The sequence below is a fragment of the Bradyrhizobium sp. YCK136 genome (assembly GCF_044570075.1).
GTDB classification, from domain to species: domain Bacteria; phylum Pseudomonadota; class Alphaproteobacteria; order Rhizobiales; family Xanthobacteraceae; genus Bradyrhizobium; species Bradyrhizobium diazoefficiens.
In genome coordinates this window covers 6,956,772-6,978,420 of record NZ_CP172424.1, presented here as the reverse complement: position 1 = coordinate 6,978,420, position 21,649 = coordinate 6,956,772, and the positions used below count along the sequence as shown (strand labels likewise).

Genomic DNA, 21,649 nt, shown 5'->3' with positions numbered 1-21,649 from the left:
CACGCCTGCCTAGTCCTAATTCGAAGGAATCAAGGCCGCACGGCCGGTGTTTCCATCGGCAGGCCGCGCGCCCGCGACATCAAATAGAGCTCGAGCGCGACGAACTCCGGTGCGCCGTAATCGTAGGCCTGGGCGCGGACGCCGGACATGCAGCTTCGCAGACGCCGCTCCAGCGACCCCAACGTCTGCCATTCCAGCCGATACAGCGGATAGCCGGTCGGCTGCGCTTGCGTGATCGGCGCGCCGGCGAGATGCTTGTCAAAGTTGTCGTCGTGGCAATTGGTGCAGGCGAGGTTGAGCTGGCCCTCGCGCTGCATGAAGAGGTCGCGGCCCTGTTCGACGAACGGCTTGAGTTGCGGGTCGTCGCCAGCCGTGATCGCGACGCCGCGCGACTGGTGGGCGACGAAAGCGGACAGCGCCAGCAGGTCGCGGCTCTCGTAGGGGAGCGGCGTTGCCTGCTGATGATTGGCGCGGCAGAGATTGATGCGTTGATCGAGTGTGATGGGACGGCCCACCGCCTTCTCGAAAGCGGGATAGCGCGCTGCGACGCCTTTCATGCTGCCTCGCGCATCGCCGTGGCAATTCGCGCAGGCCTTCTCCGCGCTGCCGGTCTTCTTCGTCCAGAGCGCCTCGCCATCGAGCACGAACAGCATGCCCGGATTGGCGGTGTCGTCATCCTGCATGGCACGCGTGTCCGGCCCCATGAAGGCGTAGCCGGAGCGACGCGCCTCGGGCGCAATCTCGCCGGCAAGCAGGGCGGGGCCCGCGGAGAGCAGTATTGCCACCGCTATCGCGCGCCAAAATTTCATTCGACCGTGATCAATGCCGACGCGGTGGAGGTATAGCCGTTGTCGCCGGTCCATTCGAACTCGAACTTGCCGCTCTCCTTCGCAACCGTGAAGAACGAAAGATATGGGTTCGCGGCGATCGCCGGAAACAGATCGGCGCGAAAGACCTCGGTGCCGTTGTAGCGGCAGGTGAAGCTCGTGATGATGTCGCGCGGCACGAGCCGGCCATCGGCGGTGTGGCGGAAGCCGGTTTCCATGATGTGCGAGGTCAGCGTGCGGATCTCGATGACGTCGCCGCGCCTGGCCTTTGCCGGAACGTTGATCAGCGCGGCCATCAGTTCATCTCCTCGGTGCAGGCGGCCAGCGTCACGACGACGTCGGCGGCGACCTGCCAGAAGCTGTCGTCGGAGAGACGCGCGATCGCGACCACCTTCTGAGTATCGGCGAGCCGGATCCTCGTCGAGACCTGGGCTCGGCCGGCCCACGGGCCGAGATGGAAATTGCCGATGTTCGGCTGCGGGTTCTTCTCGTTGAAGACGTGGATGCTCTTGACGTAGTCATCAGGCGTCATCGGGCTTGCGACGCTGACGGTCATTGGCACGGTGTTGCCGTTCTCGACCAGCGGCGGAATGTCGAGCTTCACCCTGCCGGTGCGAATCGGGGCTTCACCGACGACGTTGCGGATCGCCGTGTTGAGCATCCCGGGCGTCGCCTCCAGCGGCCGCAGCGTGACGATCGGGATCGTTCCCGCAGCGGTGATGCCTCCGGCAAGGCTCAGGAATTGTCGTCGCGTGGTTGGCATGAGCAGTCCTAGTCCCGAAGCGTTGCTAGATAGGCCACGATGTCCTCGATCTCCGCGGCGGACAATATCGGCTTGCCGGCAAAATTGCGCCCGACGCGCACGAGGCCGTCATTGCGATAATAGGACGGCATGATGGTCTCCGCGTTGAAGCGCGCCGCATCGACCAGACGAAGCCGCAACTGGCTCACCGACCACCGGTTCCCGGCGCCGGAGAGATCAGGCGCGAGGTCGCCCTGGAACCGCGTTTCCGGGAAGGGGCCGGAATGGCAGAGGATGCAGGTCGTCGTGCGCGCCAGCACCAGCGCGCGTCCGCGCGCGGCATCGCCGGGCGTGCCGGTGAGCGAAGCCGGAATGCCGTCGCCGACGATTGTGTAAGGCGCGAGCTCGTCCGCTTGGGTGGGCAGGGCCAAGGCAAGGCTCGCTACGATGAATACCGCAATCGCAGATATTGGATTGAATGACTGAGGCCGCCGCGAACTCCTCTTACCTCTCCCGCTTGCGGGAGAGGTCGCCGCGTAGCGGCGGGTGAGGGCTCTTTCCTCTTGGGGGTTCTCGCGGGCGGAGACACCCTCTCCCCAGCCCTCCCCCGCACGCGGGGGAGGGAGCGCGTCGTGTTCGTGGCGGCAGGCTCGTCCCATCATTGCCTTAGCCAAAGGTGTCTGCCGTGATGGTTTGAACCAGCGCGCGGCCTCGTCAGCCTCGCGGGCGCGCAGCTCGCGCGGGGCATCGACCGGGCTGGTCGCGCCGCCCTCGACCTCGGCGTAGATATCGCCTCTGGGTTGGTAGTTGCCGGCGAGCGAGAAGCCGTAACTGGGCGCGACGGTGGTGTAGCAGACACCGGTGAGCCGCGGCGTCTCCGGGGCGCGGCCTGCGAGCAGGTTGACGATCGCAGCGGCGCAGGCCTTGCCTTGCGCGCTCGCGGCCGATGCCGATTTGGGCATGCCGCCGCCGAGGCAGGCATCGCCGATGATGTGGATGTTTCGGACGAGCTTCGACTCGAAGGTCATGGGATCGATCGGGCACCAGCCGGTCGCATCCGCTGCACCCGCGATCTGAGCGACGTGGCCGGCGCGTTGCGGCGGGATGACGTTGGCGACGTCGGGGGTGTAGTTGCCGAACTCGGTGACGATGGTCTTCGTCGAAGCGTCCACGGAGGTCACGCCGCCGCCTTGCGACAGCGCGATGCGCTCGATCATGTCCCCATAGAGCTCCTTCCAGGCCCGCTCGAACAGCCGCTGCTGGGAGAAGCTATCCTTGGCATCGAGGATCAGCACCTTCGCGCGCGGCTTCTTCGTCTTCAGGTAGTGAGCGATCAGGCTCGCGCGTTCGTAAGGCGCCGGCGGACAGCGCGAGGGATTGGCGGGGATTGCAATGGCGACCGTGCCACCGTCTTCCATCGCCTCCAACTGCCGGCGCAGCAGCAGCGTCTGCGCGCCGGCCTTCCAGGCGTGCGGCATCTTTTCCGACGCCGCCTCGTCGTAGCCGGGCAGGGCTTCGACATGGAAGTCGATGCCGGGCGAGAGCACGAGGCGGTCGTAAGTGAGCGTGGCGCCGTCGGTCGTCGTGACGCTGCGCCTTTCGGGATCGACGGTTGTTGCCGCCTGGGCAATGACGGTGGTCCCTTCGGCGACAAGCTTGTCATAGCCGAACTGCTGCGCCTCGATCTCGCGCAGGCCTGCGATCACCTCGTTGCTGAATGGGCAGGATGTGAAGACCTTGTTCGGCTCGATCAGCGTCACCTGCAATTTGGCGTCGGCGCGTTTGAGCGCGCGGGCACAGGCCGCGCCGCCAAAGCCGCCGCCGACCACGACGACGCGGCCCGCCGATTGCGCGCGCAGGATTGAAGGTACTGCGTACGATGTGGCCGCGGCGGTGATGCCGAGGACGACATTCCGCCGTGTCACCGGCGCATTCATGGGTCTCATCCGGAAAATGCCGCGGCGGCCGTCGTGGCCGCCGCGAGTTGTTGCTTGAGCGTGATCTTCTCGGAAAACCGCTTCGCTCTTTGCGCTGACGCGGCCCTTCGGGTCCGGATCATGCTCTAGGCGAAGGTGATGTTCTGGTCGCGCAGCGGCACGGAGCGGATGCGCTTGCCGGTCGCGGCGAAGTACGCATTGAGCACGGCCGGTGCCGCAACGCCGATGGTCGGCTCGCCGACGCCGCCCCAGAACCCGCCGCTCGGCACCATCACCGATTCCACCTTCGGCATCTCGTTGATACGCATCGAGTTGTAGGTGTCGAAGTTGGTTTGCTCGATCTTGCCGTCCTTGACGGTGCAGCCGCCGTAGAACAGCGCGGACAGGCCATAGACGAAGGAGCCAGCGATCTGCCGTTCCACCTGCGCCGGATTGACGACGTAGCCGGGGTCGGTGGAGGCGACGATGCGGTGCACCTTGATCTTGTTGCCGTCGGTCACCGAGATCTCGGCGGCGCCGGCGACGTAGCTCCCATAGCCCATGACCTGCGCGATGCCGCGATAGACGCCTTGTGGCGCCGGCTTGTCCCAGCCGATCTTCTCGGCCACGGCATTGAGCACCGCCAGATGCTTGGGGTGATTGCCCATCAGCTTGCGGCGGAATTCGAGCGGGTCCTGGCCTGCGGCATGGGCCAGTTCGTCCATGAAGCATTCCATGTAGATCGCGTTGTGATTGACGTTGACGCCGCGCCAGAAGCCCGGCGGAACGTGCGGATTGCGCATCGCGTGCTCGATCAGCAGGTTCGGCACCGAATAGCCGAACGCGGCTTCGCCGGATTGGGCGACACCCTGGAACGCGGCCGGATCCATCCCGTTCTGGAGCGCTTCGGGGCGAAGCGAGAACAGGATCGACTGTCCCGACAGGCGGTAGTGCAGCGCGACCAGGTTGTTGTCGGCGTCGAACGCGCCGGTCATCTTGCACTGGGTGATCGGGTGATAGCGGCCGTGCGCCATGTCCTCTTCGCGCGACCACAACAGCTTGATCGGCGTGCCCGGCATCTGCTTGGCGATCATGACCGCCTGGCGGACGTAGTCGGTCTGGCCGCGCCGGCCGAAGCCGCCGCCGGGCATCACCTTGTGCACGTCGCACTTCTCCGCCGGCAGGCCGGAGGCCTCCAGTGTCGCCGCGAAGGCTGCCTCGCCATTCTGCGTGCCGCACCAGACCTCGCATTTCTCCGCCGTGTAGAGCGCGGTGGCGTTCATCGGCTCCATCGTGGCGTGGTTCTGGTAAGGGTAGTTGTAGACGGCCTCGACCTTCTTGACGGCGCCGGCAATCGCCGCCTTGGCGTCGCCGTTCTTGTTGCCGACATAGGCCGGCTGCGCGTTGTCGAGGCCTTCCGCCAGCCACTTCGCAATCGACGCGCTGGAGACCTTGGCGTTGTCGCCCTCGTCCCAGACGATCGGCAGGGCTTCCAGCGCGGTCTTGGCGTGCCACCAGGTATCGGCAACGACCGCGACCGCGGTATCGCCGACCGTGACGACCTTCTTGACGCCTTTCATGCCGGCGATCTTGGCTTCGTCATAGCTCTTCAGCTTGCCGCCGAACACCGGGCAGTCCTTGATCGCGGCGTTCAGCATGCCCGGCAGCTTGACGTCGATGCCGTAGACCATCGTGCCGGTGGTCTTGTCGGCGGTGTCGAGGCGCAGCACGCCCTTGCCGATCAGCTTCCAGTCCTTCGGATCCTTCAGCTTGACGTCGGCCGGCGGCATCAGCTTGGCCGCAGCCTCGGCGACCTTGCCGTAGGTTGTGGTCCTGCCCGACGGCGTATGGGTGATGACGCTCTTCGCGGCGGTGCATTCGGATGCCGGCACTTTCCACGAATCGGCGGCGGCCTGGATCAGCATCACGCGCGCGGTGGCGCCGCCCTTGCGGACATGCTGTCGCTCACCGGTGACGTTGCAGCGCGATTTGAAGCGGGCGCGGATAGTTCTGTTGGCGGCGGATGGGCGCAGCACCCGGTCGATCGCCAAGGAAGTTGGGGTCCAGCCGCGGATTGTCAGCCTTTGGCGGCATCGCTATGCCGACCATGGCCTTGAAGGGCTGCAAGACAAGCCGCGGCCTGGCAAGCAGCCGATCTATACGAAGACGACCGACAAGCGGATTCTGAAGCTGCTGGATAAGCCGCCACCGCAAGGGTTTGCGCGCTGGACCGGCCCCCTGCTGGCCGAGGCGCTGGGCGATGTCGATGTCCAATATGTCTGGCGGTTCCTGCGCAGCCACAAGATTGACCTGGTGGCTCGCAAGTCCTGGTGCGAGAGCAACGACCCGAACTTTACGGCCAAAGCCGCCGATGTTGTCGGCCTCTATGTCGCGCCGCCGGCGAAGGCCATTGTGCTGTGCGTGGACGAGAAGCCCTCGATCCAGGCTTTGGAGCGAGCGCAGGGTTATCTGAAGTTGCCCAATGGCCGCGCCTTGACCGGCCAAAGCCACGATTACAAGCGGCATGGCACCACAACATTGTTTGCGGCGCTCGAAGTCGCCACCGGAAAGATCATCGCGACCCATTCAAAACGCCGGCGCCGCGTCGAGTTTCTCGATTTCATGAACAGCGTCACCGCGGCTTTTCCGAACCGCAAGCTTCACGTCATCCTCGACAACCTCAACACCCATAAAAAGAACGAGGACTGGCTCAAGGCCCACCCCAACGTGCAATTTCATTTCACGCCGACAAGTGCGTCATGGCTCAATTAGGTCGAAGTATGGTTTTCCATCTTGCAGGGGCAGTCGCTCAGCGGCACCTCCTTCACGAGCCTCAAGCAGCTTCAGGAACACATCGATGCCTACGTCAACGCATACAACGACAGAGCCGAGCCCTTCGTCTGGACCAAGAAAAAGGTCCGTCAACGCCGTTTCAAAGGCCGCCGTATCACTCAGCTCTGATTCCGGGTAATAGTCCTGCGAAGAGCGGATGCCGCGGCTGCCACCGGTCGAGAAATCGCCCCAGACGCGCTTGCGGGCGACGCTCTGGCCGGGTGTCGGATATTCGGTCGAGACCTTCGACCAGTCGCATTCGAGTTCCTCGGCGACGAGTTGGGCGAGGCCGGTGAGCGAGCCCTGGCCCATCTCGGAGCGGGCGATGCGGATCACGACGGTGTCGTCGGGCCTGACCACGACCCAGGCGCCGATTTCGGGCGAGCCGTCGGCTGCGCGCACCACGGCGGGTCCGCCGAAGGGGATATCGAGGCCAATTGCGAGGCCTGCGCCGACCGCGGCGGTGCCGATGACGAAGGCACGGCGGTTCATCTTGGGAGAGACGTGCTTGTTCATGGGGCGGTTCCTTACGCGCTGGCGATCGTGTGGATCGCTTCGCGCACCTGCTGGAAGGTGCCGCAGCGGCAGATATTGGTGATGGCCTCGTCGATGTCGGCGTCGGTCGGCTTCGGCTTCTCGTTCAGCAGCGCCGCCACCGCCATGATCATGCCACTCTGGCAATAGCCGCATTGCGGAACGTCCTTGGCGATCCAGGCTTCCTGCACGTGGTGATCTTCTTGCCTTCGGCCTCGGCGACCGAAACGCCGCAGGCGCGGGTCGCGATGCCGTCGATGTGAACCGTGCAGGCGCCGCATTGTGCAATGCCGCAGCCATATTTGGTTCCGGTCAGGCCAGCATTCTCGCGGATCGCCCAGAGCAGCGGCGTATCCGGCTCGACGTCGAGTGTGAGGGATTTTCCGTTGATTGTAAGGTTTGCCATCGCAGTCCCCTGATTGGTCCAATCCACCGATTGGACTCAGGGCGCAATGTGTCCGGCAAATTGGAACTGTTCAAATCAACAGTCCGCGGGGTGGCCGTCAAAGAGATCGGGGGGCGCCGGGAAGATTGTTGGGTGTTCGGTGTTGCAGTCAATTGCCCGCTCGCGACCGCGGAGGCGATCGTTCATGAAATGGCCCGTCACAAGCTGAGGGCGTTTGGTGTCGCAAACGAGAATGGGATCCGGATCATCAGCAAAAGACGAGCTCTATCCCAGTCCGGTCCGCAGCGACATCCGCGCCCTGCTGGCGCGCAATGCCTCGCGGATGGAGAAGGGCTTCGAGACGTTGCGGCAGCATGCCCGCACTGACGCGCCCGGCCGCGAGTTTCTCGGCGCGTTCTTCGCCTGGTGCAGCGATGTCCTGGCGAGCAGCCGGAAGCTGCTTGCGAGCGAACGCTGCTGATTGCTCGCTGCGCCGCGGGCCGGGTTCCAGGCGCCAATCCGCGGCTTGGGGCGACGCCCGGCCGTGGACGCCGGTTCCAGGCCCGATCACCGCTGCATTGCGGCGACAGTTTGTCCCCTTTTGCCGGGATGCAAGACGAGGTCGCTCTGGTACACTGAGTCGAAGCCAGAGGAGTTCCATGGACGTGCCGAGCCCCTGCAACGTGTTGATGCTCTACCCGCTGTTCACCGCGGAGTCGTTCTGGAGTTTTGGCGAATCCTGCAAGCTGATGGGCGTGAAGCGCCCCGCTGCTCCCCTCGGCCTGATCACCGTTGCCGCGATGCTGCCTGCCGACTGGACGGTGCGCCTCATCGACTGCAACACGTCCCCCCTGGGTGACGAGGATCTCGCCTGGGCCGACGTCGTCTTCACCGGCGGAATGCTGCCGCAGCAGGCCGACACGCTGCGCCTGATCGAGCTATGCCGCGCTGCGGGCAAGCCGGTGGTCGTCGGCGGCCCCGATCCGACCTCGAGCCCCCACATCTATGAGAGGGCCGACTTCCGGGTGCTCGGCGAGGCCGAGAGTGTCATCGACGAATTCATCGCGGCCTGGGAGGGCGGTGCGCGCTCCGGCGTCTTCACTGCGCCGAAATTCCAGGCCGACGTCACCAGGACGCCGGTGCCGCGGTTCGACCTGCTCAAATTCGAAGATTATCTCTATATCGGTGTGCAGTATTCGCGCGGCTGCCCGTTCACCTGCGAGTTCTGCGACATCATCGAGCTCTACGGTCGCGTGCCGCGAACCAAGACGGCCGAGCAGATGTTCGTCGAGCTCGAGACGCTCTACCAGATGGGCTACCGCGGCCATCTCGACTTCGTCGACGACAATTTCATCGGCAACAAGAAGTCGCTGCGGCTGTTCCTCCCGCAGCTCGCCGAATGGCAGCGCGCCCACGGCTATCCGTTCGAATTCTCCACCGAAGCCTCGATCAACCTCGCCGACGATCCGGAACTGCTGGAGCAAATGGGGGCGGCCAATTTCTTCGGCATCTTCGTCGGCATCGAAAGTCCGGATCCGGCGACGCTGGTCGCGATGCGGAAGAAGCAGAACACGCGGCGCAACATCGCCGAGAGCATCCACAAGATCTACGCCGCCGGCATTCTCGTCACCGCGGGCTTCATCGTCGGCTTCGACAATGAGAAGGTCTCGATGGCGGAGGCCATGATCGAATTCATCGAGGAGGCGGCGATCCCCGTCAGCATGGTCGGCCTGCTCTATGCCTTGCCGAACACGCAGCTGACGCGCCGCCTGGAGCGCGAAGGCCGGCTGCACCCGGGCCACGATCTGGCGCCGACCATCGGCGCCGATCAGTGCACGGATGGGATCAACTTCGATCCGGTGCGCCCGCTGCGCGACATCCTGATGGATTACAAGCGGGTGCTGGAGCGCATCTACAGCCCGGCTGCCTATGCCGGACGCATCGACCGCTTGATGACGCTGCTCGACCGTTCGCGGCAGCGCCACGCGCTTGCGGAGGGCGATATCCGTGCCAAGCTCGGGGCGATGGAGACGGTGCACCGCGTGGTCACCGCCATTCCCGAGGCGCGCGGGCCGCTCTGGCAGACCTTCATGAACTGCGCCAAGCGCGACACGTCATCGGCGCGGATCGCGGTGCAGATGATCGCGGCCTATGCCCATCTCGGTCCGTTCTCGCGCAAGGTCATCGACGCCATCGACGCGCGCCTTGCCGCGCTGGACGACGAGACCGTCATCCCGGCGGCGACCATCGACGCGACCGCAGCGCGGCACCTGGCCTGAAGGCCCTACTTCACCGCCAGCCGCAGGAAGCTCATCACGCTGCCGAGCGCGGCAAAGCCTGCACCGAGTGCGAGTGCGACGGTCGCGCCGTCGTGACCGGCGAGGGCGAAGCAGAGCGCCGCGAGCGCAGCCCCCGTCGTCTGTCCGGTCAGGCGCGCGGTGGCGACGATGCCGGAGGCGCTGCCGCTGCGGTGCGGCGGCGCGCTCGACATCACCGCCTTCATGTTCGGCGCCTGGAAGAAGCCGAACCCCATGCCGCAGATCACCATCCGCCAGATGATGTCGGCGATGGCGGGATTGGCCGGCAGCAGCGCGAGTAGCGCCATACCGAGGCCAAGCAGCACGAGGCCAATGCCGCCGAGCAGCCCGACCGCATGCCGGTCCGACAGGCGCCCCGCGATCGGCGCCATGATGCCGACCACCAGCGGCCACGGCGTCATGAAGAAGCCGGTCTCGACCTGCGAGCGTCCCAGCACGTCCTCGAAATAGAACGGCAGCGAGACGAAGGCGAGGCCCTGCACCGCGAAGGAGCACACCGCCGTTGCCGCCGACAGCGCGAACATCGGCCGGCTGAACAAATCGATCGGCAGCATCGGCGCGGGGTGATCGGCGTGGCGGCGCGTCAGGATGAAGCCGAGCGCGAGGGCCGTGACGAGCTCGATGCCCACGACGACCGGCGACAGATTGTGCGCGGCGCTGCCGATGCCCGTGATGAACAGGCCAAGGCGGGCCGACGCCAGGATCGCGCCGAGAAAATCAAAACCGTGATCGGCCCGCGGCGTCTTCGGCAGCATCGCAAAGCCGATGCCAATCGCAACGAGGCCGAAGGGAATGTTGACGGCAAACAGCCACGGCCAGGGGCCGAGCGCCAGGATCGCGGAGGCGATCGACGGCCCGAAGGTGAAGGCGGTCGCGACCACCAGCGCGTTGTGGCCGAAGCCGCGGCCGAGCATCCTTCCGGGATAGACGAAGCGCACCAGCGCCGTGTTGACGCTCATGATGCCGCTGGCTCCGAGGCCCTGCAGCGTGCGCGCGACCAGCAGGCTGTCCAGCGACCATGCCACGGCGCAGAACAGTGAGGCGATGGTGAACAGGATCAAGCCGCCGAGATAGATGCGCTGGTGCCCGACGATCTCGCCGAGCGCGCCGAGCGGCAAGAGCGTTGCCACCAGCGCGATCTGGTAGACGTTGACGACCCAGACCGACTGCTCCGGACTGACATGCAGGTCGGCGGCAATGGCGGGCAGCGCGATGTTGGCGATCGCGGTGTCGAGCGAGGCCATCGCCAGCGCGGTGAAGATGGCAGCGATCGCCCAGCGCCGCTGCGCGGCCGGCAGGCCGTCGGACATGGCGTGGTCGGGCTCGCGCGCGGCGGCAGGTAACGTGATCGTCATTGCGTTGGCGCGTTGCTCCGGCGGCGTGGCTATGCGGACTTTTGGCATGTACTACGCCGCAGGCCGCTTCCACAGGCATATGCTTGCATGCTGTGTATGCGCGAAGGTGAGGCGATGCCGCCGGGCTCTGGCGTATGATCGCGCCGGCGCTGCAATTTTGGGGAAACGTCATGCAACTCGTCGTTCTGCCCGGTGACGGCATCGGACCGGAGATCACGACCGCGACATCGGGTGTGCTGCGCGCGGCCTCGGAGCGCTTCCAGCTCAATCTGCGGCTGGAGGAGCACGCGGTCGGGCACGCGAGCCTGAAGCAGTTCGGCACGACGGTGCGGCCCGAGCTGCTCGACATCGTCCGCGGCGCCGACGGCCTGATCCTGGGGCCGACCGCGACCTTCGACTTCAAGGACGAGGCGCATGGCGAGATCAATCCGTCCAGGCACTTCCGCAAGAACCTCGACCTCTACGCCAATGTCAGGCCCGCGCGCACCTATGCCGGGCGGCCAGGCCGCCTCGGCGATTTCGACCTCGTCGTGGTGCGCGAGAACGCCGAAGGCTTCTACGCCGATCGCAACATGGAGCAGGGCAATGGCGAGATGCTGGTCACGCCTGACGTCGCGATCTCGCTGCGCCGGATCACGCGGGCGTGCTGCGAGCGCATCGCGCACGCCGCCTGCCGTCTCGCGATGAAGCGGCGCAGGCACCTCACGATCGTGCACAAGGCCAATGTGCTCAAGATCGGCGACGGGATGTTCCTGGACATCTGTCGCGCGGCGGCGAAGGGCTATGCCGGCCTCGAAGTCGACGACATCCTGGTCGACGCCATGATGGCGCATGTCGTGCGCAACCCCGATCGCTTCGACGTCATCGTCGCCACCAACATGTTCGGCGACATCCTGTCCGATCTCACGGCCGAGCTGTCCGGCAGTCTCGGCCTCGGCGGCTCGCTCAATGTCGGCGACCGCTATGCCATGGCGCAGGCGGCACACGGCTCGGCGCCTGACATCGCCGGGCAGGACGTCGCCAATCCGGTCTCGCTGATCCTGTCGACCGCGCTGCTGCTGGCCTGGCATGGCGAGAGGAGCGGCGCGGTGCGCTACGAGGAGGCCGCGCGTGCGATCGAGACGGCGGTGGCAAAGGCGATCGGCGAGGGCAGGGCAACGCGCGATGTCGGCGGCAGGCTCGGCACGATCGCGGCGGGGGCTGCGATTGCGGAGATCTTGCAGGGGGCGTGAGGTGCTTCGGCGCGTGCTTTCCGGCTCTTTTTGGGCGAAACAAAGAAGTCGAAAAACAACCCCATGCACAGTAGAACACCCCTTGATCGATAAGGGATTTTCGCGATGCGTCGCGGCGACATCGGCAGCTGCGATCGCGTTGACCCGTCGGGCAAAACACTGGCAGGATGCGATGCTGGCGGCGATCGGGGACTGGGCCATGGCGCGTTCTCGTCACGCGCAATGTGGGCCTCGGACCGCACGGCGGCGCGTCTCCTCCGGCCCACGTTGAGGCAGATCAATACTCGCCTCGCAGGCCCGCCAGACCCTTCCATCAGCGCATCCATGGAAAGGGCGGCCGACATGCAAACCCTGCTCAGGGAAATCCGGAATACGCCGTTGCTCTGGATGCTGGTCTTCGTGCCCATCGTGCTGCTGGCCGAGGCGGCTGCCCCGCATTCCCACACGCTCCTCTTCGTGCTGGCGGTGCTTGCGATCGTGCCGCTGGCGGCGCTGCTCAGCCACGCCACCGAAGCGGTCGCCGCGAAGACCGGCGATGCCGTGGGCGGACTGCTCAATGCAACGCTCGGCAATCTGACGGAGCTGATCATCGCCATCACGGCGCTGCGTGCCGGCCAGTACATGCTGGTAAAGGCCTCGATTGCGGGGGCGATCGTCACCAACGCGGTGTTCATGCTAGGGGCCTGCCTGCTGCTCGGCGGCCTGCGCTACCACGTGCAGGAGTACAACCGCGCCGGCGCGCGGCTCTCGTCGGGCCTGTTGCTGATGGCAACCGTCGCCCTGCTTGCGCCTTCGGCGGTCGCCGATCTCGAGCACCTGCCGCAGGGCGGAGGCATCTTGAACAAGCTCAGCGTCGGCATTTCAGTCCTGCTGATCGTCGCTTACGCGCTCGGCCTGTTGTTCTCGCTCGGGACGCACAAGGAATTGTTCGCAAGCGCCGATCATGGCGACGACAAGGAGGCGCATTGGCCGATCGGCATCGCCGTCGGCACGCTGCTGGTCGTCACGGTGCTGGTCGCGCTGGTCAGCGAAATCTTCGTGGAATCGGTGCAGAAGGCGGCGGAAACCTTCGGGATGAGCCCGGCCTTTGTCGGCTTCATCATCGTTTCGCTGGTCGGCGCTGCCGCCGAATTTGCGGTGGCGTTCGGCGCGGCGCGCAAGGACCGGCTCGACATGGTCGTCAGCATCGCGCTCGGCAGCGCCTCGCAGATCGCGCTGTTCGTCGCCCCCGCGCTGGTGCTGCTCAGCTACGTCGTGGGGCCGACGCCGATGAACCTGCAGTTCTGGCCGGGCGCCGTCACCATGGTGATGATCGCCACGGTCACGTCGGCGTTCATCACGGCCAGCGGACGCTCGGCATGGTTCGTCGGCGCGCTGATGATCTTCATCTATGCAGTGTTTGCGCTGACCCTGTATGTTGTCCCGCCGGCGGGCGAGGGATGAGGTGCTGTTGCCCGTCGGCACGAGGGTGAACTAGCTCGTCCGGGAAATGGCGGCCCGCGGCAAGCCATCCTCCGGAACGGCGAATGCGTCTTCGCTAGTAGGCCCAGTAGCTGCCGGAGGGCAGGCAATTGTCGTCGCCATAGCCGTAGCCATAGCCGCCGCCATAACCGTAATAGGACGCGGGCGGGTAGCTGTAGCCGTAGGCGGGATAACCGCCATAGCTGCCATAATAGGCGCTCCGCGCAATCGCGCCGCCGACGACGGCGCCGGCAACGCCATAGCCGAGTCCGCGATAACCGTAGCCGCGATAGCCCCAGCCGCCGCGGTAGCCCCACCCGACGCCGCGATAGCCATAGCCGCCACGCCAGCCGCCGACCCATCGCACTTCAGTGGTGTTCTGATCGACCATCGATTTCATCGTCGCCAGATGCGTCGGGATCGGCCCGGCCTGGACACCCATGGCGGGCAGCAGGGCGCCGGCTCCGGCGAGAATGAGGGTGCGCAAAGACTTCGAGGAGGTCATGATCGATCATCTCCTTGGCTACGGGCGGCGCTTTCTGCGCCACCATCGACAATTGATTCCGGCGTGGCGTTGCCGTGGCGGGCTTGATCTAGTACCCGGAATCAGAGCTGAGTGATGCGGCGGCCTTTGAAACGGCGTTGACGGACCTTTTTCTTGGTCCAGACGAAGGGCTCGGCTCTGTCGTTGTATGCGTTGACGTAGGCATCGATGTGTTCCTGAAGCTGCTTGAGGCTCGTGAAGGAGGTGCCGCTGAGCGACTGCCCCTGCAAGATGGAAAACCATACTTCGACCTGATTGAGCCATGACGCACTTGTCGGCGTGAAATGAAATTGCACGTTGGGGTGGGCCTTGAGCCAGTCCTCGTTCTTTTTATGGGTGTTGAGGTTGTCGAGGATGACGTGAAGCTTGCGGTTCGGAAAAGCCGCGGTGACGCTGTTCATGAAATCGAGAAACTCGACGCGGCGCCGGCGTTTTGAATGGGTCGCGATGATCTTTCCGGTGGCGACTTCGAGCGCCGCAAACAATGTTGTGGTGCCATGCCGCTTGTAATCGTGGCTTTGGCCGGTCAAGGCGCGGCCATTGGGCAACTTCAGATAACCCTGCGCTCGCTCCAAAGCCTGGATCGAGGGCTTCTCGTCCACGCACAGCACAATGGCCTTCGCCGGCGGCGCGACATAGAGGCCGACAACATCGGCGGCTTTGGCCGTAAAGTTCGGGTCGTTGCTCTCGCACCAGGACTTGCGAGCCACCAGGTCAATCTTGTGGCTGCGCAGGAACCGCCAGACATATTGGACATCGACATCGCCCAGCGCCTCGGCCAGCAGGGGGCCGGTCCAGCGCGCAAACCCTTGCGGTGGCGGCTTATCCAGCAGCTTCAGAATCCGCTTGTCGGTCGTCTTCGTATAGATCGGCTGCTTGCCAGGCCGCGGCTTGTCTTGCAGCCCTTCAAGGCCATGGTCGGCATAGCGATGCCGCCAAAGGCTGACAATCCGCGGCTGGACCCCAACTTCCTTGGCGATCGACCGGGTGCTGCGCCCATCCGCCGCCAACAGAACTATCCGCGCCCGCTTCAAATCGCGCTGCAACGTCACCGGTGAGCGACAGCACGCCTCAAGCACCTTGCGATCTTTCCTCGAAAGGTGGACTTCTCTTGCTTCGGGTATCATCCCGACCTTGAATCACGACTCACGTTCCAAGAAAAATGGGTACTAGATCAAGCGTCGGGGTCGCGGCACCGCCGCGCCGTCAGGAGACGCTGCCCGATGCTCTAGGCCTGCAACCGCGGAACGAGACGAATCGCGTTCTCATGGCCAATCGCATCGAGATCCTCAGTCGAAAGGCCAAGCTTCTGCAACTGCGCGAACTGGCCAAGGCCGAAATACGGATAGTCGGTGCCGTAGGTGATCTGGGAGGCGGGTACGAGCTTGAGCAGCGCGGCCATGGACGGCGCGAACGTTGCATTCGCGGTGTCGTAGTGAAGCCGGGCTAGCTCGCCTTCGATCCCCTCCGGCGCAAACTCCTTGAGATCGGGCCGCGCCCCATAGAACGAATTGATGCGCCCGGCCATCATCGGAATCGTGCCGCCGGCGTGCGAGAACAGCCATTTGATGTCGCGGTGGCGGGCAAATGCACCGCTGAGCAGAAGGCTCGTCACCGTACGTGTGGTGTCGTGCGGCACTTCGATCACCGCCGGAAACGTGCCGACGCTGAGCGCGCTGCAGCAACTCGCGACCAGCGGATGCACATAGACGACCGCCTTGCGACGGTTCAGCTCTTCGAACACCGGCCTGTAGGCGGCATTACCGAGCCATTTGTCGCCGTAGCTGCTTTGCAGCCCGATCCCGTCCGCCTTCAGCGTGTCGAACGCATATTCGATCTCCTCGAGCGTGGCATCGACATCCAGCATCGACAAGGTCGCGAACAGGCCGAAACGGCCCGGATGGTCGCGCATCATGTCCGCCGCGTACTCGTTGCAGGTGCGCGCGAGCCGGCCAGCTTCCGCCGGCCCGAGGTCGAACCACACCCCTGGCGTGGAGGCGACCGACAGGATGCCTGTGCGTATGCCATTGCGGTCCATGTCCTCGACGAGCTTCTCGCGGGTCCAGGCAACCTGACCGGGAAAGTGCGGCTGCTTGCGGGCGTCTTCGTAGCCAAGCCAAAGCTTCTGGTATTCGGGCGGATAGAAATGAAGGTGGGTATCGATCAGCGCCGGCCTGGTCTGTCCGCGCACCGCAACGGCCGGGATGGCCGAGGCAAGGCCGAGCGCACCCACTCCCGCGAGAAAGCCGCGCCGCGACCAGGACGGGCCGCAACAGGTAGAGCAGCGTTTGATGCCCTCCCGATTTCCGATCCCAAATGAGCATGTTGCGGGTCTCCTGTTACGAATTGGCATGGACGGGGGGCCTGTGGTGCTTCCATAGGCAGGAGGTTTCGCCCATCTGCAATCCGCGGTGCGGCTGCAACATGGGCGGTGATTGTTGGGGATTGGAATGTGCCCATTTTTCGTCGCTGAGCGATGTCTATCGTCACGTCGTCGCATCACAGCAGCAACTTTGTGTGAACGCGGCCCGGCGTTGCGTCCCATGACTCCGGCTCGCCCGACAGCCGACGGGGCTCGCAATAGTCCGGCGGAAAATTGTCGCGCGTCTGTTCGCTCATGATGCGCCGGGCGGTCTTCGAGGAGTCGAAGCGATGGACGTTTTCCCGATCAGCGCCGGTCGCCGTCATCCTTGTCCGAGAGGCCGTTCGATGAACGTTCGTCGTATTCGGCCCTGAGCTTCGCAAGGATGGATTGCAATGTCTCCTGCTCAGTCGAGCTCTCGTCATTGCTCTGCCCCCGCAGGCGCCGCAGCCTGCTGCGGAGCATATCGTACGCTTCGAGAAGGGGCGGGCTCAGCGAAAAGAAGGCGCCGAGCGCAATCGCGATGATCACATGGCGAAGCGAAACGGGGGGATCCTCGCCGGGCGTAGCGGCATCATGGCGGACTGGCACGGGCGAAAGACCGGCTGACCCGCCGTCGGCGCGGGACGGCCGCGGTTTTCGCGGCGGGATCACGACGACGACAAAAAGGATGTTGAGCAACAGCCAAATGCCTAAAATGACGAGCAGCGTACGCATGAATAATCCAAGGACAGCGTTACCTGAGCTGACGGCAGTATGGTTTCAAATATCGATGCTTCCACGAATCCGATCACGCGACCGGCAACTCGCATGCAATGAAAAAGCTGTCTGATGCCGGACAATGAAGCCGTTACCTTAATCTCGAGCGTGGACAGCAGAGGTCGGGACACGGCATCGCGCGGCATGATCCTGGCGCCTGCCATGGCGCTACGGGACGCTGAGTTCGACAAGGTGAGTTAAGCCGGTCGGGTCCCGTCGGACGGAAAAATCGAGGCGATCGAAACCGGCCGCCGTCGCGATTTTCCGAAGTTCCGGCTCGGAGCGATGAACCAGCTTCCAATCTGCGATGGCCTCCATCCACACGCGAAACGGATTCCCTGCGGCGATATTGGTGAAGACGATCGAGCCACCGCCCCTCAGAAGGCGGCAGCGCAATTCCCCCAGAATGGAGATGATCGTTCGGTCGTCGAGGTAGTCGGACAGGCAGCCGCAGACGACGACATCGAACGGGCCTTCGTCCTGGACCTGTCGGATCGCCCGTCTCACGTCGCCGCACACGATGTGAACATCGCAATAACGGCTCAGTCGCTCTTCGGCGAGAGCCAGGGCTTGCCTGTCGAGATCCACGAGAACGACCGTGGATCCCGTAAATCGATGTGGTGCGATCTGGAAGTCGGCACCTCCGCCACACCCAATCGAGAGGATGCGCCCCGGCGTCGTGGCGCACATCTTGAGGTACTGCCACCAGATCCTGTTTCGATGCTGTTGCACGATGGCGGTATTGAGTGCGTGCCATTCGATCCAGTCGCCCGGATCGGCCGTGGTCGGCAGGCTCGCGCCGGCTGCGAGCAGTTCGACAGTTTCGAAATCACCGGGATAGCCGCGCGGCCACTCCTGAAGTCTGCGGACAAATGAGGAGCGGGCGTGGAGATGACGGGCGGGTGCGAGGAGCCTTTGAATATTCGGTGAGTTCCATGCCGGAGCCGGAAGCTTGGCCAAGGCGCAGCAAAGAGCGTGCATTTGAGAGGCTGTCCCGTGCATTGCCGCTGCTGGATCCCTCGGCATCAGCTCAAAGAAGCGGCAGAAGTCGCCCACCTCCCGGTCAAGCTCGTCCAAATCAATCCCGCTGTGCGTTTCGTCCATTCGTCCCAACCTCCAGGATCGGGATAGAGTGGCGAAGGCCGGCCATTCGCGCATGACCCAGTTGGGTCATGCCTGCGGAATTGCTCGAGAACCCAATGCGCGCAGCACGTTATCCAGAGCCGGTGTCGATTGACAGCGGCGGGCAAGTATCCAAGGATTGTCCGAATATGGACGATTTCTTTCTGGGTGATGCGATTGCGGCGTTTTGATTTCCAGCGATTGGAGCAGTCGAAAGCCCGGTTGGGCGAAGTGGTGCTGGACCCCGGCCAGTGGATACCGCTCATGGAGGACATTTGCTCCGCGGCAGCGACGTCCGGTGCGGGGCTGCTCCAGAGTGATGTCCGGACTTCCGATGTCCCGGTGACGCCTTCGACGAAAGAGGCTTTCCAGGGCTACTTTGCCGCCAATCTTCACGTAGAGGATGTTCGTGCCGTCAGGGGAGTTCCGCTACTGCTTTCCGGCAGGAAAGTTCTGCGCGACCAGGATATCTTCTCCTCCGAGCGAGACATGCTCAAGACTCCCCTCTACAGACATCTCGGACAGCTTGGATTTCAATGGTGGTCGGCGATTTCCTTTTGGGCAGGGCCGGCAATGTGGGCCCTCGCGCTACAGCGCAAGCGTGGGGAAGGAGCCTTCGAAGATGACGACCTGAAGGCGTTTGCGCTGCTCTCGGACGCGCTGACCGAGGCCGCCACGCTCTCCCATGCAGTGGGAAGGCAGGTGTTGCTCGGGTCTTTGAGCGCTTTCGATTCGATCAACGAGCCGGCGCTGTCAATGACCGGCATGGGGCGCGTGCTGGAGATCAATGCGGCGGCGGCCGAAATCTTCGATGCCGACTTCCGCGTCCATAACAACAGATTGTACATGCGAGATGGCAAGGCAACTCGTGCTCTTGACGCGAGGTTGACTAACTCCGATCGGGAGCTCCGTCTTCGCGCCGGCAGCCGCATTGGCGACATCATTGTCGCGCGGCGAGAGACCAAGCGTCCGATCGTCATCAAGCTGTTGCCCGTACCGGGGGCGGCTCGATCGCCATTTCTGGGGGCGAGGTTCATCCTGACGCTCACGGACATGGAGGTCGTCCGCAAATCTGAGATTGAATTGCTCTCGGCAATCTTTGCGCTGACGGCGGCCGAGGCAAAGGTGGCGCGACTGATAGCTGCAGGATGGTCGCCGGAAATGATCGCCGACGACCTGGCGCTGTCCCGCGAAACGGTCCGCAACCAGATCAAGGCGGTCTTCAGCAAAACGGCCACGCATCGACAGAACGAGTTGGCGGCTTTGATCGGTCACATGCGCAATCTCTAGCCGAGATACTCCTTACCTTTTGAACGCGTTTGACAACGTGGTCATTGCCCGCAACGTGCCCGCTGTTGGCCTGCGGCCAACTCGTCAAGGCAAGCTGACGCCAGCCGCTCCCGAGAGCACAGCGAACATGTCATGCTCTCGTGCCCGATCGGTTTCAGAGCCCCATCCTAGAACTGATACCGCCGCAGCCCCCCATCCACCGGGATCACCGTCCCCGTGATGTACCGCGCCACCGGCGAGGCCAGGAACACCGCGAGTGCCGCGAGATCCTCCGGTTCGCCCCAATAGCCGACCGGGATCTCTTCTTCCGCAAAACGCTCGCGATAGTCCGGCGGATAGTTGCGGCGGATCTGCTCGCTCATGATGCGGCCGGGCGGGATGCAGTTGATGGTGATGCCGTGCTCGCCGATCTCGCGCGACAGGCCCTTGGCCCAGGCGTGCACGGCGGCCTTCGCGGCAAAGGCGGCGTTCAGGCCTTCCGGCTCGGACTTGCCTGTGATGTTGACGATGCGGCCCCATTTGCGTTCGATCATCTGCGGCAGCAGCGCGTGCGCAATGCGGCGGTAGCTGGTGAAATTCAGCGCGATCGCCTCGTCCCATTTGCTGTCGGGCGCGTCGACCGGCAGCGGGCGGCTGCCGCCGGCATTGTTGACGAGGATGTCGACATGGCCGAGCTCGGTCACGGCGAAGGCTGCGATCTTCTCCGCGGCGTCCTTGGCCATCACGTCCTGCTCGAACGGCGTGATCAGTCCGCCGCCGACTTCGCTCACCAGCTCGGCAAGGAGATCGGTCCGCCGCGCCACGCCGACGACGCGCACGCCTTCGGCCGCCAGGCCCTTGGCGATGGCGCGGCCGATGCCGATGCTCGCTCCGGTGACGACAGCGGTTTTCGATTTGAGCCCGAGGTCCATGGTCGCACGCTCTCTTGTTTGCTTTTGCTTGTTGCCGTTTCCTGCCCATCCCTGCCAGGACGAATTGCCTGACCGGGACGAGCAGTGGTAACCAAGAGCCACGTTGAAGGAAACACGAAAAACAAAAGGCGTCGAACGATGGTCTGGGATCCGCAGCAGTATCTGAAGTTCTCCGGCCACCGGCTCCGCCCCGCTGTCGACCTCCTGATGCGGATTCCGGATTTCGCGCCGCGCGAGATCGCCGATCTCGGCGCCGGCGCGGGCAACGTCACCAAGCTGATCCGGGAGCGCTGGCCGGATGCGACCGTGACCGGCGTCGAGGGCTCGGCGGAGATGGTTGCCGCCGGCCGCAAGGCGGCGCCGGACGTGCAATGGTCCCATGAAGACCTCGGCCAATGGCGTCCCGCCAAGCCATATGACCTGATCTATTCCAATGCCGCACTGCACTGGCTGCCCAATCATGCGGCACTGTTTCCCTCGCTGATGGAGAAGGTCGTGCCCGGCGGCATGCTGGCGGTGCAGATGCCTCGCAACTTTCTGGCGCCTTCACACGTGCTGATCGGCGAGACCGCGCTGAACGGACCGTGGCGCTCCAAGGTCGAGCATCTCGTCACCCCGCCGCCGGTCGAGGGGCCGGCCTTCTATCATGATCTTCTTGCGCCGATGTCCGTCAATATCGACATCTGGGAGACCGAATATCTTCAGGTGCTGGAAGGCGAGAACCCCGTGAAGGAATGGACCAAGGGGACCTGGCTGACGCGCTATCTCGACGTGCTCGCGGGCGACGAGAAGGCCGCCTTTGAGGCGGCCTATGGGATGCGGGTTGCGAAGGCGTATCCGAAGAATGCGGCGGGGCAGACGCTGTTCCCGTTCCGGCGTCTGTTCATGGTCGCCCAGCGCAAGGGCTGAGGGCATTGCCGCAATGCGACATAAGCGTTCGTCGTGTCTTGCGGCGTGACATCAGACCTTCATGGTGAGGAGCCCGCCAAAGCGGGCGTCTCGCACCATGCAGGCCGAGCACCTTCGGTAAGCCTCGGATCTCATATGCGGTAGCCCGGG

Annotated in this window: 17 protein-coding genes and 5 pseudogenes; 7 read left to right on the top strand and 15 right to left on the bottom strand. The window is 64.3% G+C overall.

Annotated features, from left to right (window positions below):
• Window positions 1-29: 29 nt before the first annotated feature.
• The 6 genes and pseudogenes from soxA to ACFLEY_RS33695 form a co-directional block, all read right to left on the bottom strand.
• The gene (soxA, locus tag ACFLEY_RS33720) at window positions 30-809 is read right to left on the bottom strand and encodes a sulfur oxidation c-type cytochrome SoxA (protein WP_060910978.1); all 780 of its coding nucleotides are present in this window, start codon (window positions 807-809) and stop codon (window positions 30-32) included.
• Window positions 806-1,123, bottom strand: coding sequence for a thiosulfate oxidation carrier complex protein SoxZ (soxZ, locus tag ACFLEY_RS33715; RefSeq protein WP_060910979.1), 318 nt, complete (start codon window positions 1,121-1,123; stop codon window positions 806-808). The genes soxA and soxZ overlap by 4 nt, the downstream gene beginning before the upstream one ends.
• A complete protein-coding gene (locus ACFLEY_RS33710; protein ID WP_060910980.1) occupies window positions 1,123-1,590 on the bottom strand; it encodes a SoxY-related AACIE arm protein in 468 nt (155 codons plus the stop codon). Before ACFLEY_RS33710 ends, soxZ begins: the two co-directional genes overlap by 1 nt.
• 8 nt (window positions 1,591-1,598) lie before the next feature.
• Window positions 1,599-2,228 carry a sulfur oxidation c-type cytochrome SoxX gene (gene soxX, locus ACFLEY_RS33705; RefSeq protein ID WP_249163188.1) on the bottom strand — a complete coding sequence of 210 codons (630 nt, stop codon included), beginning with the start codon at window positions 2,226-2,228 and terminating at the stop codon, window positions 1,599-1,601.
• A gap of 7 nt (window positions 2,229-2,235) precedes the next feature.
• A pseudogene (locus ACFLEY_RS33700) lies at window positions 2,236-3,506 on the bottom strand (FCSD flavin-binding domain-containing protein).
• A gap of 125 nt (window positions 3,507-3,631) precedes the next feature.
• Window positions 3,632-5,443 (bottom strand): annotated as a pseudogene (locus ACFLEY_RS33695) (xanthine dehydrogenase family protein molybdopterin-binding subunit); the annotation flags it as partial.
• Here ACFLEY_RS33695 and ACFLEY_RS33690 point away from each other — a divergent pair.
• Window positions 5,340-6,446 (top strand): annotated as a pseudogene (locus ACFLEY_RS33690) (IS630 family transposase). The pseudogenes ACFLEY_RS33695 and ACFLEY_RS33690 overlap by 104 nt on opposite strands.
• Window positions 6,447-6,455: 9 nt before the next feature.
• On the opposite strand, the pseudogene ACFLEY_RS33685 reads toward ACFLEY_RS33690, so the two are convergent.
• Window positions 6,456-6,833: pseudogene (locus ACFLEY_RS33685) on the bottom strand (molybdopterin cofactor-binding domain-containing protein); the annotation flags it as partial.
• An 11-nt stretch (window positions 6,834-6,844) separates the two neighbouring features.
• Window positions 6,845-7,257, bottom strand: a pseudogene (locus ACFLEY_RS33680) ((2Fe-2S)-binding protein).
• A gap of 232 nt (window positions 7,258-7,489) precedes the next feature.
• On the opposite strand from ACFLEY_RS33680, the gene ACFLEY_RS33675 reads away from it, so the two are divergent.
• Both ACFLEY_RS33675 and ACFLEY_RS33670 read left to right on the top strand, forming a co-directional pair.
• Window positions 7,490-7,717 (top strand): hypothetical protein, encoded by a 228-nt coding sequence (locus tag ACFLEY_RS33675; RefSeq protein ID WP_060910984.1) that lies wholly within the window; start codon window positions 7,490-7,492, stop codon window positions 7,715-7,717.
• A gap of 178 nt (window positions 7,718-7,895) precedes the next feature.
• The gene (locus tag ACFLEY_RS33670; RefSeq protein WP_211434425.1) at window positions 7,896-9,515 is read left to right on the top strand and encodes a B12-binding domain-containing radical SAM protein; all 1,620 of its coding nucleotides are present in this window, start codon (window positions 7,896-7,898) and stop codon (window positions 9,513-9,515) included.
• A 5-nt stretch (window positions 9,516-9,520) separates the two neighbouring features.
• On the opposite strand, the gene ACFLEY_RS33665 is transcribed toward ACFLEY_RS33670, so the two are convergent.
• Window positions 9,521-10,909: an MFS transporter gene (locus ACFLEY_RS33665; protein ID WP_060912977.1), complete on the bottom strand. Its 1,389-nt coding sequence runs from the start codon at window positions 10,907-10,909 to the stop codon at window positions 9,521-9,523.
• Between the two features lie 170 nt (window positions 10,910-11,079).
• Between ACFLEY_RS33665 and ACFLEY_RS33660 the strand changes: the two genes are divergently transcribed.
• Both ACFLEY_RS33660 and cax read left to right on the top strand, forming a co-directional pair.
• Window positions 11,080-12,141 (top strand): isocitrate/isopropylmalate dehydrogenase family protein, encoded by a 1,062-nt coding sequence (locus ACFLEY_RS33660; RefSeq protein ID WP_060912978.1) that lies wholly within the window; start codon window positions 11,080-11,082, stop codon window positions 12,139-12,141.
• Between the two features lie 342 nt (window positions 12,142-12,483).
• Window positions 12,484-13,584 (top strand): calcium/proton exchanger, encoded by a 1,101-nt coding sequence (cax, locus tag ACFLEY_RS33655; protein WP_060912979.1) that lies wholly within the window; start codon window positions 12,484-12,486, stop codon window positions 13,582-13,584.
• A gap of 94 nt (window positions 13,585-13,678) precedes the next feature.
• On the opposite strand, the gene ACFLEY_RS33650 is transcribed toward cax, so the two are convergent.
• The 5 genes from ACFLEY_RS33650 to ACFLEY_RS33630 all read right to left on the bottom strand — a co-directional run bounded on the left by ACFLEY_RS33650 (window position 13,679) and on the right by ACFLEY_RS33630 (window position 18,371).
• Complete coding sequence (locus tag ACFLEY_RS33650) at window positions 13,679-14,107, bottom strand: hypothetical protein (RefSeq protein WP_028174745.1); 429 nt, start codon at window positions 14,105-14,107, stop codon at window positions 13,679-13,681.
• A gap of 101 nt (window positions 14,108-14,208) precedes the next feature.
• Window positions 14,209-15,273 (bottom strand): IS630-like element ISRj1 family transposase, encoded by a 1,065-nt coding sequence (locus ACFLEY_RS33645; RefSeq protein WP_026192128.1) that lies wholly within the window; start codon window positions 15,271-15,273, stop codon window positions 14,209-14,211.
• Window positions 15,274-15,374: 101 nt separating this feature from the next.
• Entirely contained in the window at window positions 15,375-16,379 is a 1,005-nt protein-coding gene (locus tag ACFLEY_RS33640) for an amidohydrolase family protein (protein ID WP_304565998.1), read from the bottom strand.
• 435 nt (window positions 16,380-16,814) lie between these two features.
• On the bottom strand, window positions 16,815-17,225 hold the full coding sequence (locus tag ACFLEY_RS33635; RefSeq protein WP_011085529.1) for a hypothetical protein: 411 nt from the start codon (window positions 17,223-17,225) through the stop codon (window positions 16,815-16,817).
• A 210-nt stretch (window positions 17,226-17,435) separates the two neighbouring features.
• Complete coding sequence (locus ACFLEY_RS33630) at window positions 17,436-18,371, bottom strand: class I SAM-dependent methyltransferase (protein WP_249163058.1); 936 nt, start codon at window positions 18,369-18,371, stop codon at window positions 17,436-17,438.
• Window positions 18,372-18,566: 195 nt separating this feature from the next.
• Between ACFLEY_RS33630 and ACFLEY_RS33625 the strand changes: the two genes are divergently transcribed.
• Window positions 18,567-19,679 (top strand): helix-turn-helix transcriptional regulator, encoded by a 1,113-nt coding sequence (locus ACFLEY_RS33625; protein WP_162185824.1) that lies wholly within the window; start codon window positions 18,567-18,569, stop codon window positions 19,677-19,679.
• A 167-nt stretch (window positions 19,680-19,846) separates the two neighbouring features.
• Here ACFLEY_RS33625 and ACFLEY_RS33620 read toward each other — a convergent pair whose 3' ends face one another.
• Complete coding sequence (locus ACFLEY_RS33620; protein WP_060910990.1) at window positions 19,847-20,590, bottom strand: SDR family NAD(P)-dependent oxidoreductase; 744 nt, start codon at window positions 20,588-20,590, stop codon at window positions 19,847-19,849.
• A gap of 138 nt (window positions 20,591-20,728) precedes the next feature.
• On the opposite strand from ACFLEY_RS33620, the gene ACFLEY_RS33615 reads away from it, so the two are divergent.
• On the top strand, window positions 20,729-21,499 hold the full coding sequence (locus ACFLEY_RS33615; RefSeq protein WP_060910991.1) for a methyltransferase domain-containing protein: 771 nt from the start codon (window positions 20,729-20,731) through the stop codon (window positions 21,497-21,499).
• Window positions 21,500-21,649: the final 150 nt, after the last annotated feature.

What these genes read in the sequence shown, in the direction of transcription:
- ACFLEY_RS33635 (WP_011085529.1), bottom strand. Translation starts at nt 17,225, where the DNA reads ATGCGTACGCTGCTCGTCATTTTAGGCATTTGGCTGTTGCTCAACATC.
- ACFLEY_RS33615 (WP_060910991.1), top strand. Translation starts at nt 20,729, where the DNA reads ATGGTCTGGGATCCGCAGCAGTATCTGAAGTTCTCCGGCCACCGGCTC.
- ACFLEY_RS33630 (WP_249163058.1), bottom strand. Translation starts at nt 18,371, where the DNA reads ATGGACGAAACGCACAGCGGGATTGATTTGGACGAGCTTGACCGGGAG.
- soxX (WP_249163188.1), bottom strand. Translation starts at nt 2,228, where the DNA reads ATGGGACGAGCCTGCCGCCACGAACACGACGCGCTCCCTCCCCCGCGT.
- ACFLEY_RS33650 (WP_028174745.1), bottom strand. Translation starts at nt 14,107, where the DNA reads ATGACCTCCTCGAAGTCTTTGCGCACCCTCATTCTCGCCGGAGCCGGC.
- soxA (WP_060910978.1), bottom strand. Translation starts at nt 809, where the DNA reads ATGAAATTTTGGCGCGCGATAGCGGTGGCAATACTGCTCTCCGCGGGC.
- ACFLEY_RS33645 (WP_026192128.1), bottom strand. Translation starts at nt 15,273, where the DNA reads ATGATACCCGAAGCAAGAGAAGTCCACCTTTCGAGGAAAGATCGCAAG.
- ACFLEY_RS33710 (WP_060910980.1), bottom strand. Translation starts at nt 1,590, where the DNA reads ATGCCAACCACGCGACGACAATTCCTGAGCCTTGCCGGAGGCATCACC.
- cax (WP_060912979.1), top strand. Translation starts at nt 12,484, where the DNA reads ATGCAAACCCTGCTCAGGGAAATCCGGAATACGCCGTTGCTCTGGATG.
- ACFLEY_RS33675 (WP_060910984.1), top strand. Translation starts at nt 7,490, where the DNA reads ATGGGATCCGGATCATCAGCAAAAGACGAGCTCTATCCCAGTCCGGTC.
- soxZ (WP_060910979.1), bottom strand. Translation starts at nt 1,123, where the DNA reads ATGGCCGCGCTGATCAACGTTCCGGCAAAGGCCAGGCGCGGCGACGTC.
- ACFLEY_RS33670 (WP_211434425.1), top strand. Translation starts at nt 7,896, where the DNA reads ATGGACGTGCCGAGCCCCTGCAACGTGTTGATGCTCTACCCGCTGTTC.
- ACFLEY_RS33660 (WP_060912978.1), top strand. Translation starts at nt 11,080, where the DNA reads ATGCAACTCGTCGTTCTGCCCGGTGACGGCATCGGACCGGAGATCACG.
- ACFLEY_RS33665 (WP_060912977.1), bottom strand. Translation starts at nt 10,909, where the DNA reads ATGACGATCACGTTACCTGCCGCCGCGCGCGAGCCCGACCACGCCATG.
- ACFLEY_RS33620 (WP_060910990.1), bottom strand. Translation starts at nt 20,590, where the DNA reads ATGGACCTCGGGCTCAAATCGAAAACCGCTGTCGTCACCGGAGCGAGC.